This is a genomic window from Sulfitobacter sp. G21635-S1 (assembly GCF_027213915.1).
Classification (GTDB): domain Bacteria; phylum Pseudomonadota; class Alphaproteobacteria; order Rhodobacterales; family Rhodobacteraceae; genus Sulfitobacter.
Genome location: NZ_JAPWGV010000003.1, coordinates 81,466 through 99,735, shown reverse-complemented (window position 1 = coordinate 99,735; position 18,270 = coordinate 81,466). Strand labels below are relative to the sequence as shown.

Annotated in this window: 17 protein-coding genes; 13 read left to right on the top strand and 4 right to left on the bottom strand. The window is 63.3% G+C overall.

Annotation, left to right across the window (positions count from 1 at the left end; genetic code table 11):
* The first annotated feature begins 19 nt into the window (after positions 1-19).
* The 3 genes from O4H53_RS04580 (at position 20) to purL (ending at position 3,408) form a co-directional block, all read left to right on the top strand.
* Positions 20-925, top strand: coding sequence for a LysR family transcriptional regulator (locus O4H53_RS04580; protein ID WP_269361692.1), 906 nt, complete (start codon positions 20-22; stop codon positions 923-925).
* An 85-nt stretch (positions 926-1,010) separates the two neighbouring features.
* Positions 1,011-1,214 (top strand): hypothetical protein, encoded by a 204-nt coding sequence (locus O4H53_RS04575; RefSeq protein WP_269361691.1) that lies wholly within the window; start codon positions 1,011-1,013, stop codon positions 1,212-1,214.
* Between the two features lie 34 nt (positions 1,215-1,248).
* Positions 1,249-3,408, top strand: a complete 2,160-nt coding sequence (gene purL / locus O4H53_RS04570) for a phosphoribosylformylglycinamidine synthase subunit PurL (RefSeq protein WP_269361690.1) — start codon at positions 1,249-1,251, stop codon at positions 3,406-3,408.
* A gap of 222 nt (positions 3,409-3,630) precedes the next feature.
* On the opposite strand, the gene O4H53_RS04565 is transcribed toward purL, so the two are convergent.
* Positions 3,631-4,908, bottom strand: coding sequence for a vWA domain-containing protein (locus tag O4H53_RS04565; protein WP_269361689.1), 1,278 nt, complete (start codon positions 4,906-4,908; stop codon positions 3,631-3,633).
* Positions 4,909-4,971: 63 nt separating this feature from the next.
* Positions 4,972-5,880, bottom strand: a complete 909-nt coding sequence (locus O4H53_RS04560) for an AAA family ATPase (protein ID WP_269361688.1) — start codon at positions 5,878-5,880, stop codon at positions 4,972-4,974.
* A gap of 232 nt (positions 5,881-6,112) precedes the next feature.
* On the opposite strand from O4H53_RS04560, the gene O4H53_RS04555 reads away from it, so the two are divergent.
* From O4H53_RS04555 to O4H53_RS04510, 10 genes are all read left to right on the top strand, one after another.
* Positions 6,113-7,147: a glycosyltransferase family 2 protein gene (locus tag O4H53_RS04555; protein ID WP_269361687.1), complete on the top strand. Its 1,035-nt coding sequence runs from the start codon at positions 6,113-6,115 to the stop codon at positions 7,145-7,147.
* On the top strand, positions 7,144-7,404 hold the full coding sequence (locus O4H53_RS04550) for a hypothetical protein (RefSeq protein ID WP_269361686.1): 261 nt from the start codon (positions 7,144-7,146) through the stop codon (positions 7,402-7,404). The genes O4H53_RS04555 and O4H53_RS04550 overlap by 4 nt, the downstream gene beginning before the upstream one ends.
* Before the next feature lie 51 nt (positions 7,405-7,455).
* The gene (locus O4H53_RS04545) at positions 7,456-7,779 is read left to right on the top strand and encodes a hypothetical protein (RefSeq protein WP_269361685.1); all 324 of its coding nucleotides are present in this window, start codon (positions 7,456-7,458) and stop codon (positions 7,777-7,779) included.
* Positions 7,780-10,134 (top strand): glycosyltransferase family 2 protein, encoded by a 2,355-nt coding sequence (locus tag O4H53_RS04540; protein WP_269361684.1) that lies wholly within the window; start codon positions 7,780-7,782, stop codon positions 10,132-10,134.
* Between the two features lie 3 nt (positions 10,135-10,137).
* Positions 10,138-10,848 carry an FkbM family methyltransferase gene (locus tag O4H53_RS04535; RefSeq protein ID WP_269361683.1) on the top strand — a complete coding sequence of 237 codons (711 nt, stop codon included), beginning with the start codon at positions 10,138-10,140 and terminating at the stop codon, positions 10,846-10,848.
* Positions 10,849-11,898 carry a glycosyltransferase family 2 protein gene (locus tag O4H53_RS04530; protein WP_269361682.1) on the top strand — a complete coding sequence of 350 codons (1,050 nt, stop codon included), beginning with the start codon at positions 10,849-10,851 and terminating at the stop codon, positions 11,896-11,898.
* A gap of 204 nt (positions 11,899-12,102) precedes the next feature.
* On the top strand, positions 12,103-13,035 hold the full coding sequence (locus O4H53_RS04525; RefSeq protein ID WP_269361681.1) for a phosphoadenosine phosphosulfate reductase: 933 nt from the start codon (positions 12,103-12,105) through the stop codon (positions 13,033-13,035).
* A gap of 225 nt (positions 13,036-13,260) precedes the next feature.
* Entirely contained in the window at positions 13,261-14,292 is a 1,032-nt protein-coding gene (gene pyrC / locus O4H53_RS04520; RefSeq protein WP_269361680.1) for a dihydroorotase, read from the top strand.
* A gap of 51 nt (positions 14,293-14,343) precedes the next feature.
* Positions 14,344-15,021 (top strand): orotate phosphoribosyltransferase, encoded by a 678-nt coding sequence (locus O4H53_RS04515; RefSeq protein WP_114275513.1) that lies wholly within the window; start codon positions 14,344-14,346, stop codon positions 15,019-15,021.
* A gap of 149 nt (positions 15,022-15,170) precedes the next feature.
* Positions 15,171-16,670 (top strand): replicative DNA helicase, encoded by a 1,500-nt coding sequence (locus O4H53_RS04510; protein ID WP_269361679.1) that lies wholly within the window; start codon positions 15,171-15,173, stop codon positions 16,668-16,670.
* Here O4H53_RS04510 and O4H53_RS04505 read toward each other — a convergent pair.
* Both O4H53_RS04505 and O4H53_RS04500 read right to left on the bottom strand, forming a co-directional pair.
* Positions 16,658-16,942, bottom strand: a complete 285-nt coding sequence (locus tag O4H53_RS04505; protein ID WP_269361678.1) for a hypothetical protein — start codon at positions 16,940-16,942, stop codon at positions 16,658-16,660. The genes O4H53_RS04510 and O4H53_RS04505 overlap by 13 nt on opposite strands.
* Positions 16,943-18,256 (bottom strand): alpha/beta hydrolase family protein, encoded by a 1,314-nt coding sequence (locus O4H53_RS04500; RefSeq protein ID WP_269361677.1) that lies wholly within the window; start codon positions 18,254-18,256, stop codon positions 16,943-16,945. It lies immediately after the preceding gene.
* Positions 18,257-18,270: the final 14 nt, after the last annotated feature.

The window sequence follows — 18,270 nt, the reverse complement described above, 5'->3', positions numbered from 1 at the left end:
GCCAAAGAAAGCGCCGATCATGGATTGGGACAAACTCAGAATCTTTCATGCCGTGGCCGATGCCGGCTCGCTCACCCATGCGGGTGACAAACTGAATCTGTCGCAATCCGCCGTCAGCCGCCAGATCCGCGGGCTGGAAGAACAGCTGAACACCAATCTGTTTCACCGCCACGCGCGCGGCTTGATCCTGACCGAACAAGGCGAGCTGCTGTTCGATGCAACGCGGTCGATGACCAAGCGGGTCGATGCCGCCACCGCACGCATCCGCGACAGCGAGGAAGAGGTCTTTGGCCAGCTGCGGGTGACCACCACCACCGGCTTCGGCACGCTCTGGCTCGCCCCGCGCCTGCCCAAGCTCTACGAGAAATATCCGGACCTCTCCGTCGATCTGATGCTGGAGGAACGCGTGCTTGACCTGCCCATGCGCGAAGCCGATGTGGCCATCCGCATGAAGGAACCCAGCCAAGCGGACCTGATCCGCAAGAAGCTGATGATGATCCGCATGTGCCTTTACGCAACCCCTGCCTATCTGAAGGCGAACGGCACGCCGATCCGGCTTGAGGATATGTCCGACCATCGGCTGATCTGCCAGAATACCGAAAGCGCCCAGGTTGCGGCGGGCCAGAACCTTGTCCAGCAGCTCATGCTGAACGACGTGCGGTCCCTGCTGACGGTGAACAATTACTTCGGCGTGCTTCAGGGCGTGCTGCACGATCTGGGAATCGGGGTTCTCCCCGACTACCTGACACAGGACTTTCCCGACCTTGTGCGCATCCTGCCGGATATCGAGTCGGCGGATGTCCCGGTTTTTCTCGCCTATCCGGAGGAATTGCGGCAATCAAAACGCGTCGCCGCCTTCCGGGATTTCGTCCAGGATGAGATTATTACCTACCGTAAACGCCTGCGGGATAAAGAAAACGCCTAAGCTATGCGCAACAAGCATACCCGACATGCTATGGAAATTGAAAAACTGACTTGATCCAGGGCACGGTGCTACCTAATTCAGCGTTATGAAGATTGATGCGCTTCGAACGAGTTCCAGGCGCGTCGCTTCATACCTCCCTGTTGGACTTGGGCCGAGCTTCGTGCTCGGCCTTTTTTTTGGCCCCGCGCGACCGGCCTTGCGTGACAAACCCGCGACAGCATCCGGTCAGGTCCTGACAGCACGGATTGAAGGCCGCTTTGCCCTTTTCCCCTTCCTGCGCTTCAATTAAGACAGCCCCATGAACGCCATCGGGGATACCGCACATGACCGAACCTGAGATCACACCGGAAATCATCAAAGCGCACGGGTTCACCCCCGAGGAATTCGCCGAGGTGAATGCGATCCTGGGACGGGCGCCGAATTACACCGAGATGGGGATCTTCTCGGCCATGTGGAACGAACATTGTTCCTACAAATCCTCCAAGAAGTGGCTGCGCACCCTGCCCACCACCGGCCCGCAGGTGATCTGCGGCCCCGGCGAAAACGCAGGCGTGGTCGATATCGGCGACGGTCAGGCGCTGGTCTTCAAGATGGAAAGCCACAACCACCCCTCCTACATCGAACCCTATCAGGGGGCTGCCACCGGCGTGGGGGGCATCCTGCGCGATGTCTTCACCATGGGCGCGCGGCCCATTGCAGCGATGAACAGCTTGAGCTTCGGCCGCCCCGACCACCCCAAGACGCGCCAGCTGGTGCATGGTGTCGTGGCGGGTGTCGGCGGTTACGGCAATTGCTTTGGCGTGCCCACCGTGGGCGGCGAGGTCCGCTTTGACGCGGCCTATGACGGCAACTGCCTGGTCAACGCCTTCGCCGCGGGCCTCGCGGATGCGGACAAGATTTTCTACTCCGCCGCCTCGGGCGTCGGCATGCCGGTGGTCTACCTTGGTGCCAAGACCGGGCGTGACGGCGTTGGCGGGGCCACCATGGCCTCTGCCGAATTCGACGACACCATCGAGGAAAAGCGCCCCACCGTGCAGGTCGGCGACCCTTTCACCGAAAAGCGCCTGATGGAAGCGACGCTGGAACTGATGGCGACCGGCGCGGTGATCTCGATCCAGGACATGGGCGCGGCGGGCCTGACCTGCTCTGCGGTGGAAATGGGCGACAAGGGCGGCCTTGGCGTGCGGCTGAACCTGGAAGCGGTGCCCCAGCGCGAAGAGAACATGACCGCCTATGAAATGATGCTGTCGGAATCCCAGGAACGCATGCTCATGGTGCTCAAGCCCGAGCTTGAGGCCGAGGCGCGCGCGGTCTTCGTGAAATGGGACCTCGATTTCGCCATCGTCGGCGAAACCATTGCCGAGGACCGTTTCCTGATCACCCTGAACGGCGAGGTCAAGGCCGACCTGCCGCTGAGCAAACTGGCATCGACCGCCCCCGAATATGACCGCCCCTGGGAGGAAACACCCCCCGCGGCACCGCTGACCGATGTGCCGGGGGTCGATCCCATCGACGGGTTGCGCGCACTGTTGTCCGATCCGAACCACGCCTCCAAGGCCTGGGTCTACGAGCAATACGACACCATGGTCATGGGCGACAGCGCCCGCACGCCGGGTCTGGGGGCCGGCATCATCCGGGTGCATGGCACCGACAAATCCATCGCCTTCACCTCGGATGTGACACCGCGCTACGTCAAGGCGAACCCGGTCGAGGGCGGCAAACAGGCCGTCGCCGAGGCCTACCGCAACCTGACCGCCGTGGGGGCGACCCCGCTGGCAACCACCGACAACATGAACTTCGGCAACCCCGAAAAGCCCGCGATCATGGGCCAGTTCGTGGGTGCCATCAAGGGGATTGGCGCCGCCGTCACCGCGCTGGACATGCCGATCGTCTCGGGCAACGTCTCGCTCTACAACGAGACCGACGGCACCGGCATCCTGCCCACCCCGACCATCGGGGCGGTGGGGCTGATCACCCATCCCGACGAGATCATCGGCTGCGAGGTGCGCGACGGCCATGTGGCGCTGGTACTGGGCGAAACCACAGGCCACCTGGGCCAGTCCGCCCTGCTCGCCCGTGTCCACGGCCGCGTCGAAGGCGACGCGCCGCCGGTCGATCTGGCGGCGGAAAAGGCCCATGGCGATTTCATCCGCGCCAACCGCGCCCACATCAAGGCCTGTACCGACCTCAGCGACGGCGGTCTGGCACTGGCGGCTTTCGAACTTGCCGAAAAGTCCGGCGTCGGCGTCTCGCTGGACGCGGGCGACACCCCGACCCTTTTCGGAGAGGACCAGGCCCGCTACCTGATTGCCTGCAACTTCGACCAGGCCGAGGCGCTGATGATCGCCGCCTCCCGCGCGGGTGTGACCCTGACCAGCGTCGGCAAATTCGGCGGCAGCGAGGTCAGCTTCGGCGGCGTCTCCGCCCCATTGGCCGACCTGTCAGAGACCTACCGCACCACCTTCGCCGCCACTTTCGCCTGAACCTTTGGTTTCGGAGCCGCCTTTGCTTGCGCAAGGAACGGCGGCGCGCGGGGTGATTGCCAAGGGAAATCGCCGAGGGGCCCCTTTGGGGAGACGGCTATTTCCCTTGGGAAGCGCCGCGCGCGTTGCCATGACGGGCGCGATCAAAGACGGGTCCGAAATCCATTGGTTTTGGTGAGACCTGCAGCGCAAAAAACAATAATGTAATGCGCCTTAAGGCGCTCAATTTTCCAACACCCCCATCAGGCGCGTCTTCTCGCCGGTGTCATCCGGTTTCGAGATCACCGCCGCCAGTTCTTCGAGCGAGGCAATCGAATGGCCTGCGCGAAAACTGTCCACATGGGGCAGCATCGCACGGATGCCCGCCGCCTTGGGCGCAAACCCGTCCCAGCGCAGCAGCGGGTTCAGCCAGATCAGCCGCCGCGCCGTCAGATGCAGGCGCTGCATCTGACGGGCAAGGGCACTTTCTTTCACGCCGTCCCCGCCCGCATCCCGGTCCAGCCCGTCGGTGATCAGCAGCACCACCGCGCCCTGCCCCATGACCCGGCGCGACCAGTCTCGGTTGAACATCTCCAGACAGGCCCCGATCCGCGTGCCGCCCTCCCAGTCCTGCGCCTCTGCCCCGGCGGCGGCCAGTGCCGCATCCACGTCACGGGTGGCCAGGTGCCGGGTGATGTTGGTCAGCCGGGTGCCGAAGGTAAAGGCATGCACCTGCGCCCAGCCTGCCCCGCGCGCATTGCTGACCGCATGCAGGAAATGCAGGATCACGCGGGAATACTGGCTCATCGACCCGGAAATGTCGCAAAGCACCACGAGGTTGGGATAGCGCGGGCGCGGTGTCTTGAAGGCGAGCCTGTCCATCTCCCCGCCCCGCCGCAGCGCGCCGCGCAGGCTGCGGGCCGCGTCGATCCGGCCCCGCTGCGACACCATTCCGCGCCGGGAGGGGATCGGTTTCACCGGCAGCTTCAGCCGTGCCAGCATCCGTTTCGCCTCGGCCACCTCCGCCAGGCTCATCTGTTCGAAATCCAGCGTCTTCAGCCGTTCCGCGGCGGACATGGTCAGGCTTGCGTCCAGCTCGATCAGCGCATCCTCGTCGCGCGGCTCCTCCGCATCCTCACCCGGCGGGGCCTCTGCCCCGTCCAGCAGCGCCTCCGCCGCGCGTTTCTCGGCGGCCTGGGCGGGCCGGTCCACCTGCACCCCCCGGATCGCGGGCAGCATCGCGGCCATCATATGTTCAAGGTACCGCGGATCGCGCCAGTAGAGCCGGAACAGCTGGGCAAAGACGCGCCTGTGTTCGGGCCGGTTCACGAAACAGGCATGCAGGGTCCAGTAGAAGTCGCGCCTGTCGGTGAAGCCTGCCGCCTGGACCGCGCGGATCGCGTCGATCACCCGGCCCGGCCCGATGGGCAGGCCGGCCCGGCGCAGGGCGCGGGCGAAATGGGTGATGTTGCCCGCAAGCTTGGGGTCATCGGGCAATTCAAGCGGCGGCAGTTCAGCCATGACTGGCTGAATGGAGGGCGCTGCCCTCCAAACCTCCCGAGATATTTTCTGCCAAAAAGAGGATCATGCCGGTTCCAGGCTGGCGCGCGCCTGGTCGAGAATGCGCTTGGCCTCGGATCCCTGCAATTTGGCGATGTCGTCCTGGTATTTCAGCACCGCGCCCAGCGTATCCGCGATCACCTCGGGCGAGAGGGTCATCACGTCCAGCGCCAGCAGGCATTTGGCCCAGTCGATGGTTTCGGCCACGCCGGGTTTCTTGAACAGGTCCTCGGTGCGCAGCTGCTGGACAAAGGCCACCACCTCGCGGCTCAGCGCCTCTGCGGCTTCCGGCGCGCGGGCGGCAAGGATTTCCATTTCGCGCCCGAAATCGGGATAATCCACCCAGTGATAGAGACAGCGGCGCTTGAGCGCGTCATGCACCTCCCGCGTGCGGTTGGAGGTCAGGATCACGATGGGCGGCTCCGGCGCCGTGATGGTGCCCATCTCGGGGATGGTGACCTGAAAATCGCTGAGCGCCTCCAGCAGGAAGGCCTCGAAAGGCGCATCGGTGCGGTCCAGCTCGTCGATCAGCAGGATCGGCGCGCCGTTCTCATCCGGTCGCAGGGCCTGCAGCAGCGGGCGTTCGATCAGGAATTCATCGCTGAAAAGCGATCTGGTGAGCGCGGCGCTATCCGTGCCCCCCGTTGCCTCGGCGCTGCGGATCGCCACCATCTGGGCCGGAAAGTTCCATTCATAGACCGCCGATGCCGCGTCCAGCCCCTCGTAACATTGCAGGCGGATCAACCTCCGGTTCAGCCCGGCCGCCATGGCCTTGGCAATCTCGGTCTTGCCGACGCCCGCCTCCCCCTCAAGGAACAGCGGCCGGCCCAGCCTGAGGCTCAGGAACACGACCGTGGCAAGCGCGCGCCCGCAAACGTAGCCTTGCGCATCCAGCATCTTCTGGACCGCGTCGATGGATGTCATTTCTGTCATGGTGCCTCCCCGCTGCCGACAAAGGTGCATCTGCACCGGGCGGGGTCAAGGTGCCAAAAAGTGCCGATTTGTCACGCGCACCCCCACAGATACGCGCCAGATTGACGCGATTCCACCGCGCTGCCATAATATTTACGAATAAAGATGAGGTTGGGGGCATCCTGCCACCGAACCCAGAGGCGGAAGATGAGACAGACAACAGACACCCCGATGACGGTCGGCGGCTGAGGCCATGCGCATCACGGCAGTCACCTGCGTCAAGAACGAAGGGCCCTTCCTGCTGGAATGGATCGCCTTTCATCGGATCATCGGCGTCACCGATTTCCTGTTTTATTCCAACGATTGCACCGATGCGACGGACCGGCTGCTGGACCGGCTGGAGGGGCATGGCATCTGTGCGCATCTGCCGAACCCGGCAACCAACCGCAATTACCAGATGCAGGCGCTGAAGAAGGCCCGGCGGCATCCGCTGATCAGATCGGCCGATTGGGTCTGGGTCGCGGATGTGGACGAATTCCTGAACATCCATGTGGGCGATCATACGATCCCCGCGCTGATTGCGGCCTGCGGCAATCCCAAGGCGATATCGGTGACCTTTCAGTTCATGGCCAATGGCGGGGTGGAGGCATTTGAGGATGCGCCGGTGATCACCCAGTTCCTGCGCTGTCACAATCCGGACATCTGGTGCGCCGAGACCGCGATCGAGGTCAAAAGCCTGGTGCGCGGGGATTTCCCGCTGGAATATTACGGCGCGCACCGCCCGTTCCACGACGAGGCAAAGGAACGCCCGCAGTGGACCGACGGATCAGGCCGCCCGGTGCCACCGCCGTTTCGCAAGCAGTCGAACAAGCGCCGCATCCGCGCCTATCCCGCAAGAGGGGCGCGGGAATTTGCCACGCTCAACCATTATGCCCTGCGCTCGCTCGACAGCTATCTGGTCAAGAACGACCGCGGCGATGTGAACCGCGAACACCGTGCCTTTGACGATACCTACTGGCGCGAGCGCAACGACGGGGCCTGGTTCGACGACAGTATCCTGCGCTACGAAGCGGCACTGCGGGCCGAGATGGACAGGTTGAAGGCGCTGGAAGGTGTGGGCGACTTGCATGACGAGGCGGTGCGCCTGCACCGCGCGAAACGCGATGCCCTGCTGGCGCAGGAGAGCTACCGCGAGATGCAGGCGCAATTGCGCGCAGCCAGCCCCTATGCCGCGGCCGAAGCCGCCCTGCGCGATGCGATCGGTCTGCAGCCGGGGGAAGCGCTTTGAGCCGTTTGCGTGTCGTCAACCTCGCCCTGCCGAAAACCGGCACCACCACGCTGACGGATGCGCTGCGTCAGGCCGGTCTGACGGTGGCGGACTGGAAGATCCGCCCCGGCCAGAGCAGCCGCAGCGACATTCCCCGCCAGCACCTGGGCAAGGTGATCTATGAGGATTACTTTGCCAGTGGCGATCCGCTGGCGCGGCTGGATGAATTCGACGTGATCAATGAAATGTCCGCGGTGCGCCAGGACCGCTCGCTCTAGCCGCAGACCGACTGGGGGCTGATCAGCGCCATTGCCGCGCATCATCCCGGTGTGCGGTTCATCCTGACCACCCGTGACCCGGCAAAAGCTGCCAACAGCATGATGCGCTGGAACAATCTGGGCAAGCGCCGCCTGCCGCAGGCCGACATCCCCGGCCTGCCGCGCGGTTTCGGCAGCACCGAGGCCGAGCTGGCGCGCTGGATGGCGGGGCATTACGCCTTTTGCCGCCGTGTCTTTGCGGGGGCCGGCAATTTCATGGAATACGACATCGAAGATGCGGATGCGCCGGAGAAGATCGGAAGCTACCTGGGCCTTGACCTGCCCTGGTGGGGACAGAGCAACATGGGCAAGCCCCAGGCGCAGGAGGCCGGCTAGATGCGTCTGACGCTGTTCATCGGCCCCACAGAGAAAGCCGCCATGCGGCTGCGGGGGCTTTTCAAGGAAAAGGAAGCGCCGCTGGCCAAACAGGGGGTCATGGCCCCCGACTGGAACCATGTGCGCCTTTATGCCGCCTGCGCCGAGGCCGAAGAGATCAGTTCGCTGCGCCACAAGCGGGGGCTGGACAATCCGCTGGTGCAGCAGACCCTGACGGCGGAGTTCCAGAGCCTGCTGGCAAGGGAATTGCCCGAAATGAAGGGCAATCATGTGGTTCTGGCTGCGGCGCAGCTGGGCAGCCTGCTGTCCCGGCCCGCGGAACTGGCGCGGCTGCACGATCTGCTGGCGCCGCATTTCGAGCGGATCGAGATCGTGGCGCATCTGGAGGAACAGGCACGCGCCCTGACCCGGCATTACAACCTTGCGGTGCTGGACGGGCGGCGGCGCGATCTGGGGCAGGAACTGGCGCTGGCGGGGCAAAAGGACTGGTGGAAAGGCGCGCTGGCGCTCAGGGGCGAAAACGACAGCTATCTGGCGCAGTTCAACGATGTGCAATGCCCGCCTTTCTGGCTGGACTACAAGGCGCTGCTGGCGGCATGGGAAAAGGCATTTGGCAAGGGCCGGGTGACATTGCGCCCCCTGGATCTGCCCGCGCTTTGTTCCGAAACCGGCACGGCAGAGCTGGAAGCTGTGCTGGGGGTCAAATCGCTTGGCAAGGTACAGCCGGACCGCATCCCGCAGCAGGAGGCGGCGGCCTCCCTCACCCGGATCAGGCAGATGAATGAAGGTCTGGCGCGATACGCCCGGGCCAGACAGATCATCATTGCGCGCGACTTCTGCCAGCAGATCCGCTTGGCGGTGCGCGTCGGCGGGCCGGAAATCGCGCCGGGCAGCCTGCATGCGATCTCGAAACATTTCAAATCCGCCAATGCGGCATTGGTCAAAGGCTTTCCTGACCTCAAGGCGGCGCTGACGCCGGATGCGCCTGCCCCCGACTGGCAGGAAGCGGACCCCACCCTGGGGTTCCGCGCGACGCAATATCTTGCCGCCTTTGCCTTTGGCATCAACAAGAACGCCACCCCGATGGCCAGCAAGCGCGCCGAAGCCGAAGCGGTGGAGGAAGCGGCGGAAAAGTTCGACGAGCTGTTGCCGGCGGACAGCCGGGATGACGCCGAACAGGACGCCAACACGCGGCTGCTGAACCGGGTGAAGGTCAATCACCAGATGGTGCTTTCCACCCAGTTCCGGCCCCATAACAACCTTGGCGCGGTGAACGAGGAGGAATTGGGCGCGGCCTATGCCCCGGCCCCGGCACGGGTGCTGAAACCCGGCTCAACCGGCAATGTGATCGTCGGCTGCATGAAGAACGAAGCGCCCTATATCGTCGAATGGATCGCCTATCACCGCGCCATCGGGGTCGATAACTTCCTGATCTACACCAACGATTGCAGCGACGGCACCGATGCGGTGCTGGGCCGCTTGCAGGAAATGGGCGTGATCCAGCACCGCAACAACGACAACTGGAAGGGCAATTCGCCCCAGCAATACGCGTTGAACCAGGCGATGAAGGAACCGGTGATCGAGAATGCGGAGTGGATCATCCATATCGACGTGGACGAATTCATGAACGTGCGCACCGGCAATGGCACGCTGGAGGACTTCTTTGCCGCTGTGCCCGATGCCACCAATGTCGCGATGACCTGGCGGCTCTTCGGCCACAACGGCGTGACGCAGCTGCGCGATGAATTCGTGATCGACCAGTTCGATACCTGCGCGCCGAAATACTGCCCCAAGCCGCATACGGTCTGGGGGTTCAAGACCATGTTCCGCAACATCGGGGCCTATGCGAAACTGTCCTGCCACAGGCCGAACAAACTGGCGCAACCCTTTGAAGACAAGGTGAAATGGGTCAACGGATCGGGCCGTGACATGACCCGCGATGCCGCCCATAACGGCTGGCGGTCGTCGAAAAAGAACGTGGGCTACGACCTTTTGCAACTGAACCATTATGCCCTGCGCTCGGCTGAAAGTTTCCTGATCAAACGCCAGCGCGGCCGCGCCCTGCATGTGGACCGCTCCATCGGGATCAACTACTGGATCCGCATGGACTGGTCCGATTTCCGCGACATCACCATCAAGCGCAACATCCCCCGACTGCGCGCCGAATACGACAGGCTGATGCAGGATGACATCCTGCGCGCGGCCCATGAGGCGGGCTTTGAATGGCACAAGGCCAAGGCACGCGAATTGCATGGCATGCCGGAGTTCCGCGACCTTTACACGCAGGCGCTGGAGGTCAAACTGAACGAAACGGAGCGGGTGGCCTATGCGCTCTCGCTCGACATGGAGAGTTGAGACATGGACGGTAACTCAGTCGATACGCCCGGACGCAAGACGAACGCCCAATTCGTGATGTCACGCGGCATGCGATTCCCCAAACATCCCGACATCATCCAGGGCCGCGTCCGCAAGCTGTTGCGCACCAACCAGTATGAAGCCAAGGAGACCGAGGCCGCCCTGCGGGTCGTGCGCGAGGGCGATGTGGTGATGGAACTGGGGGCCGGCATCGGCTATATGTCCACCCTGGTCGCCACCAAACGCAAGATCGCCTCGGTCCATTCCTTCGAGGCCAATCCGCACCTGATCCCCTATATCCAGACCGTACATGCCGCCAATGGCGTGAAAAACGCCTCGGTGACCAATGCCATTCTCGGCCCCCGCAAGGGCACCGTCGATTTCTATGTCCGCGACGCGCTGCTGGGATCCTCCCTGCAGGTGCTGGAGGGTGAGGTGGACCCGCCCGCCACCAAGGTCGATGTGCTGAACATGAACACGGTGATGAAAGAGATCAAACCCAATGTGCTGATCTGCGACATCGAAGGGGCCGAAGCGGATCTGATCCCGCAGATGGACCTGTCAGGCCTGCGCGCCGCGATCCTGGAGACCCATCCGCAATGGATCGGCCCCGAGGGGATCAACAAGATTTTCCGCGCCTTCATGGATGCGGGCCTCGCCTATTACCACCGCGGCTCGCAGGGCAAGGTCGTCTGTTTCCGCACGGATTGGTAAGTGACCCATACCGCGCTTTTGTGCGTCCGCAACGAGGGCGCTTTCCTGCTGGAATGGCTGGCCCATCACCGCGCGGTGGGCTTTGACCATTTTGTCGTCTTTTCGAATGATTGTCAGGATGGCACCGATGACATGCTGGACCATCTGGCGACGCAGGGCTGGCTGACCCATCTGCGCAACGACGGCCCCTATGACAAGGGCGGCATCCAGTTCACCGCGCTGAAGGCGGCGGCAAAGCACAAAGAGCTGCGCCGCGCCGACTGGCTGTTGCCGCTGGACGTGGATGAATTCGTCAACATCCACGCGGGCGACCATACGCTCACCGCCCTGCACGCCGCCCTGCCGGAGGCCACGGCGATCACGCTCACCTGGCGGCTGTTCGGTACGGCGGGTCAGGTCCGCTATCAGGATACCCCGGTGACAGAGACCTTCACCCGCTGCGCCCCTGTCGTGCTGCACTGGCCTTGGCGCGCGGCGATGTTCAAGACGCTTTACCGCAATGACGGCACCTACGGCAAACCGGGTGTCCACCGCCCCCGCGCGCCCGACCCCGTGCGGCTGGAACAGGCCCGCTGGTTCGATGGCCATGGCCGCCCCCTGCCCGACCAGTTCAAGACCAAACGCATCTTCTCCAACTTCGGCCAGGACAATTACGGTCTGGCCCAGCTCAACCATTATCCGCTGGGCGCGCTTGAATCCTATGTGCTCAAGGCCGACCGGGGCCGCGCGGTGCATTCGGATCACCTGCTGGGGCTGGATTACTTCGTGGAGCGGAATTTCAACACCGACAGGGACACCAGCATCAATGCCATCGCCCCCCGGCGCGATGCCCTGCTGAACGAATTGCGCGCCGATCCCACCCTGGCCGCGCTGCATGACGCCGCCGTCACCTGGCGCAAGCAAAGGTTCGAGGCATTGCTGCGCCTTGAACCCTTCCGCGCCCTCTTTGGCAGGCTGATGATGGCACAGCCGACCCAGCCCCTGCCCCGGCAGGCCGCCCGTTTCCTGGTGCATCACGCCAACCTGGCGCGGCAGAGCAAGGGCGATTAAAGCGCTTCGGGATATACCTGAATCACTTGTTCGCTGCCTCTCCCTTCGGTCGAACGCGAAAAGTGACGCGGGATGTTTCAAGTTTATCCCGAAACGCTGTAGCGCCAATTTCGCAAAATTTCTCCCAATTTTTGCCGCATTCCCGATCTATTGCCTGCATAATCATACGCTCCAGACGTATGAAACCGGCTTGAGGATGCGGCAATGGCTGACGAACCCCTTACCCTGAAGTCTTCGCTGGCTGACCTGTCCAAACGGGACTGGCTCGCCGCGGTGTCTGAACTGTGTGAGGAAGACGGGTATTTCGAACCCCTGGGCAAGCGCCACTTCGCGGCCTTCATCGAGCGTGATTCTACCCTTCTGGTAAGCTTTGAAACCATTCAGGGCATGCATGCGCTGTCGGACAAGGCACAGCCGCTGGGCTGGGAGATGATCGAGACGGGCAACTGGTCGCACCTGTGCCTTGCCAGCGACGGCGACACCTGGTTTCGCGACCAGGCGGTACATGGCTATTTCGACCGGCTGATCGACGATGGGTTCTTTGACGAATTCGAAACCGTGCTGTTCTATGGCGCGGGGCCCTGCGGCTATGCCGCTGCGGCCTATTCCGTTGCCTCCCCCGGTGCCCGGGTGTTGGCGATCCAGCCGCAGGCCACGCTGGATCCGCGCGTCACCGAATGGGATCCGCGGTTTACCGACATGCGCCTGCAGGATTTCACATCCCGCTACGGCTATGCCCCCGACATGCTGGATGCCGCCGACCACGCCTATGTGCTTTATGACCCGCGCGAGGCGCTGGACGCGATGCACGCGGCGCTGTTCACCCGCCCCAATGTGACCAAGCTGCGCATGCGCTTCATGGGCGATGCCCTGCAGACCGATCTGCTTGAGATGGAACAATGGGCCCCCCTGCTGATCGCAGCCGCCGACGGCAGCCTTGATGCGGCGGCTTTTGCCACCACCTATCGCGCGCGGCGCGAATACCGCCCCTATCTGCGCAATCTGCTGAACGCGCTGGACGACGACGACCGCGACGGGCTGATCGAGATGCTGTGCCGCAATGTCGCCGGACGTATCGGCGGGCGGCGCTTTGTGAACCGGCTGGCGCAACTGGAAAAGGCGCGCGGCGAAGGGTGATCTGATCCCGCGCCGCCTGCCCCTCACGCACAACTCCGGCTCGACGCGCTCTACCTGCTCGATCGACCTGCCCGACGCCCCACCCCCGAAAGATGACATGTCATATGTGACCTGTCTTGGCAGCAGGCGCCCCGGACAATGCACCAGCGCGCCACGGGTCACCTTCTGCCCCGGAAGTGCCAAAGGATACTGGCCCCCCCGCCGCCATTGTGCTAGCGCGAGGCCATGACACAGACACTGACAATCCGCCGCCCGGATGACTGGCACCTGCACCTGCGCGACGGCGACATGCTGCGCGCCGTTCTGCCCCATACCGCGCAGCATTTCGCCCGCGCCATCATCATGCCCAACCTGGTGCCGCCCGTGGTGACCGGGGCCGAAGCCGCCGCCTACCGCGACCGGATTCTCGCGGCCCTGCCAGAGGGGGCTGATTTCACCCCCCTCATGACCCTCTATCTGACCGAAGACACCGACCCCGACGACGTGGCACAGGCCCATGCCTCGGGGCTGATCCACGCGGTCAAACTCTATCCCGCCGGGGCCACCACCAATTCCGCCAGCGGCGTCTCCGACTTTTCCCGCGTGGCCGCTGTCCTGGGCAGGATGGCAGAAATCGGCCTGCCGCTTTGCACCCATGGCGAAGTCACCGATCCGGCCATCGACATCTTCGACCGCGAGGCGGTGTTCATCGAACGGGTGCTGGACCCGATCCGCAAGGCCCACCCGGAGCTGCGCGTGGTGATGGAACATATCACCACCTCCGATGCGGTCGACTATGTGATGGCCTCCGACCGGAACCTTGCCGCAACGATCACCACCCATCACCTGGTGATCAACCGCAACCACATCCTCGCCGGGGGCATCAAACCGCATTACTACTGCCTGCCGGTGGCCAAGCGCGAAACCCACCGCCTGGCCCTGCGCCGCGCCGCGACCAGCGGCGATGCCAGGTTCTTTCTGGGCACCGACAGCGCGCCGCATACGGATGCCAACAAGCTGCTGCCCTGCGGCTGTGCCGGCTGTTTCACCGCCCCCAACACCATGTCCATCCTCGCCGAAGTCTTCGAACAGGAAGCGGCGCTTGACCGGCTGGAGGCCTTTGCCTCCCGCAATGGCCCGGCCTTCTACGGCCTGTCCGTGAACGAGGCTACCCTGACCCTGGTGCGCGAAACCCCGGATTTTCCCGGCCATATCGACACCCCCGATGGCCCGGTCACGGTTTTCGATCCGGCCATGCCGCTGCACTGGACCGCCTGATTTCATTGTTCCAAAAATACACCAAAGCACCGCCAGCAAAGGACGCAACCGATGATCCCAACCAGCTATCCCTCGCCACAGGAAATGGCCCGCCTCACCGCCCGGATGCTGCTTGAGATCAAGGCGGTCCATTTCAACGCCGCGGAACCGTTCATCCTGGCCTCCGGCCTGCCCAGCCCGACCTATATCGACTGCCGCAAGCTGATCTCCTACCCCCGCATCCGTGCCACGCTGATGGATTTCCTGACCGTGACCGTGATGCGCAACGCAGGCTTTGAGGCCTTCGACAACATCGCGGGCGGCGAAACGGCCGGTATCCCCTTCGCCGCCCTGGTGGCCGAACGCATGGGCCTGCCGATGACCTATGTGCGCAAGAAACCCAAGGGCTACGGGCGCAATGCCCGTATCGAGGGCGACATGAGCGAAGGCCAGCGCGTGCTGCTGGTCGAGGATCTGACCACCGACGGCGGATCCAAGCTCAGCTTCGTGGATGCGATTCGCGACACCGGCGCGAGCTGCGCGCACACGGCGGTGATCTTCTACTACGGCATCTTCCCGCAGACCGAAAAGACATTGGGTGATCATGGCGTTACCCTGCATGCGCTCTGCACATGGTGGGATGTGCTGGCCGAAGCCAGGGCGCAGAACGCCTTTGACACGAAGACGCTGCAGGAAGTGGAAAGCTTCCTCAACGCCCCGAAGGCATGGCAGGACGCCCATAAATCCTGAGGATTTCCCACCTCATCTTGACCCGGGGGCCCTTTCCCGGGCAAGATGTGGTGTGCGGGCGGTTCTCCACCAGATATCCACAAAAACATACAATTTGCCCCCGCGCAGCGCGCTGCCTATGACAGCCCTGGGGACAAACGGGTGAGACAATGAACGAGATCACGTCGCTGAACGCGAACAATATCGCCGTGCAGGCACCGGAAACGATGCCGCATTCAATCGAGGCCGAGCAACAGCTTCTGGGCGCGATCCTGACCAATAACGACATCTATGACCGTGTCGCCTCCATCATCGGGGCCAGGCATTTCTACGACCCCGTTCATGCCCGCATCTATGACATCGCGGCCCAGCGGATCGCCAAGAACAACCTCGCCAGCCCGGTGACCCTCAAGGCCTTCATGGAAGACGACGAGGGCCTCAAGGAGCTGGGCGGACCGGCCTATCTCGCCCGCCTTGCCGGTGCGGCGATCAGCGCCTTTGCGGTGCGCGACTATGCCCAGATGATCTATGACCTCGCGGTGCGCCGTGATCTGATCCAGCTGGGCCGCGACATCTCTGCCAAGGCGGCACAGGTCGATATCGATTCAGAGCCGCGCGAACAGATCGTCGAAGCGGAACAGAAACTCTACCAACTGGCCGAACAGGGCCAGGTCGAAAGCGGATTTCAAAGCTTTCTCAAGGCGGTAACGGACGCTGTTAATGTCGCCAACGCGGCCTATCAGCGCGACGGGGGGCTGTCGGGTGTCTCCACCGGGCTCATTGACATGGATGCCAAGCTGGGCGGGCTGCACCGCTCCGACCTGCTGATCCTTGCGGGCCGCCCTTCAATGGGCAAGACCTCGCTGGCGACCAACATCGCCTTCAACGTCGCCAAGGCCTATAAGCGCGGGATAACCCATGATGGCACCGAAGGGGCCGTCGATGGCGGCGTCGTGGGGTTTTATTCGCTGGAGATGAGCGCGGAACAGCTGGCCGCGCGCATCCTCTCCGAAGCCGCCGAGATTCCCTCCCAGCAGATCCGGTCCGGTGACATGACCGAAGCCGAGTTCCGCCGTTTTGTCGATGCCGCCAAGGCGCTGGAGGCCTGCCCGCTATTCATCGACGATACGCCCGCCCTGCCGATCAGCCAGCTGGCCGCCCGCGCACGCCGCCTGAAACGGACCCATGGCCTTGACCTGCTGATCGTGGACTACCTGCAACTGGTGCGCGGCACCGGCAAGTCCGAGAACCGGGTGAACGAGATTTCCGAGATCACCATGGGCCTCAAGGCCATCGCCAAGGAGCTGGACATTCCGGTCATTGCCCTGTCCCAGCTTTCCCGCCAGGTGGAAAGCCGCGAGGACAAACGGCCACAGCTGTCGGACCTGCGTGAATCGGGCTCCATCGAACAGGATGCCGATGTGGTGATGTTCGTGTTCCGCGAGGAATACTACAAGGAACGCGAGAAACCCGGTGACCACGAGCTGGAAAAAATGGCCGCCTGGCAGGAAGAAATGGAACGCCTGCATGGCCGCGCCGAGGTGGTGATCGGCAAGCAGCGCCATGGTCCCATCGGCACGGTCGACCTCAGCTTTGAAGGGCGCTTTACCCGCTTTGGCAACCTGGCCAAGCCCTGGCAGCAAAGTGGCGGCAACGATCAGGAATTCTGACGGCCTGCGATCCGCGCCGGAATTTTCAAAAATTCCGCACCGATTTTTTCGAAAAAATCGCCTCCTATTGAAAGGGCACCGTGCAAAAGCCGGTGTCCTTCGTCATTGAACGGATCGTCCCGGCGATGCAGGGCGGCTGCCGCAAAAGCGAGGATCAGGGCGCCGGCCCTGCCGCGTCCCGCACCGGAATTTTCAAAAATTCCGGGCCGATTTTTTCGAAAAAATCGCCCCCGCAGAAAGGGCACCGCGCCAATGCCGGTGCCCTTTGTCAATCACTCGGGTGATTTGACCTCATAGACCAGCCCCTTGGCCGTGCCTTCCGGAAAGCCTTTCCAATAGCTGTGGTCTTCCTTTTCAGTGCCGTCCTCGTTCATCGACCAGACACCATCGTTGGAGTTTTCCACCAGCTCAAGATAGGCACCGGCCCCGGCATCGCCTTTCAGCTGTTCATCCAGCCAGGCGGTCACGAAATGCTGCGCGATGTTGTTCATCCGCGCGGTGTCCCAGACCGCATCCGTGTAATGTTCGGAAATGTTGAACCCCTTGTCCTCGCTGAAATAATAGCTTTCTTCCGGGGCGGGCATCGGCGCACCGGCGTTGTGATCCGCATTGATGTAGGTCAGCAGCGCCGTCTTCACGCCCGACACGTTTTCCCAGATCGCCCGCACACCCTTTTCATAAAGCGATGTCTCATCCCGCGAACCCGCAATGAAGAGCATCGGAATCTGCACGCCTGCCAGGCCTTCGGCGTCCCAGAACCCGGTGTTCATCCCCCAGGGGCCAAAGGCAACGGCGGTCTTGATGCGCGGATCGGGCAGGTTCTTGTGGGTTTCGGACCCGGCCTGATGGATGCCCAGCGTGCCATGCGGCCCGCCCCATGGATAGCCGACCGAAGCTTCGGTCACGCCGCCCCCGGCGGTGATCACGGCGCCGTATCCGCCCATGGAATAGCCGATCAACCCGGTGTTTCCGGCGTCGTAGAGCCCCGCGAACTCACCGCCCTCGGCCGCCTTCTGCGCCATCTGCTCCAGCACGAAGAGCTGGTCCAGCGACCGGTTCACCAGGGTCGAGCCAAAGGCCGCCTGGGTGCGATAGGTGCTGTCGGTATGGTCGATGGAGGCCACCACATAGCCCTTGGAGGCCAGGTTCTCTGCCAGGTGCGACATCAGGAACCGGTTGCCGGGATAGCCATGGCTGATCAGCACCAGCGGATAGGCCGCCGCGCCCGCCGCAGGCTCTGCGTCCCGGTGGGCCTTTCCGACCAGTGTGACCTCGGTGACACCGTCGCGCAGATAGGCCTTCATGCTGGTATCGCCCTCGGCCCCCTCTGACGCAGGATACCACATCTCCACCGTCAGCGGACGGTCATAGCGGGGCCATTCGGCGGGCTTTTCCGCCTGCGGGTCGATGGCCAGGATGTCGATCTGGCCGGGATTGACCATCTCGATCGTGCGGACCCCGACCGGCAGCGCTCCGTAGGCTGCCAGTTCCGGCGCGTTTGGCAGTTGGGTGTCGATGCGATTTTCGGCCAATGCGCCCCCCGTCCCCAGGGCAAACGTCGCCGTGGCGATGATAAGATGTTTCATGGTCCTCTCCCTTT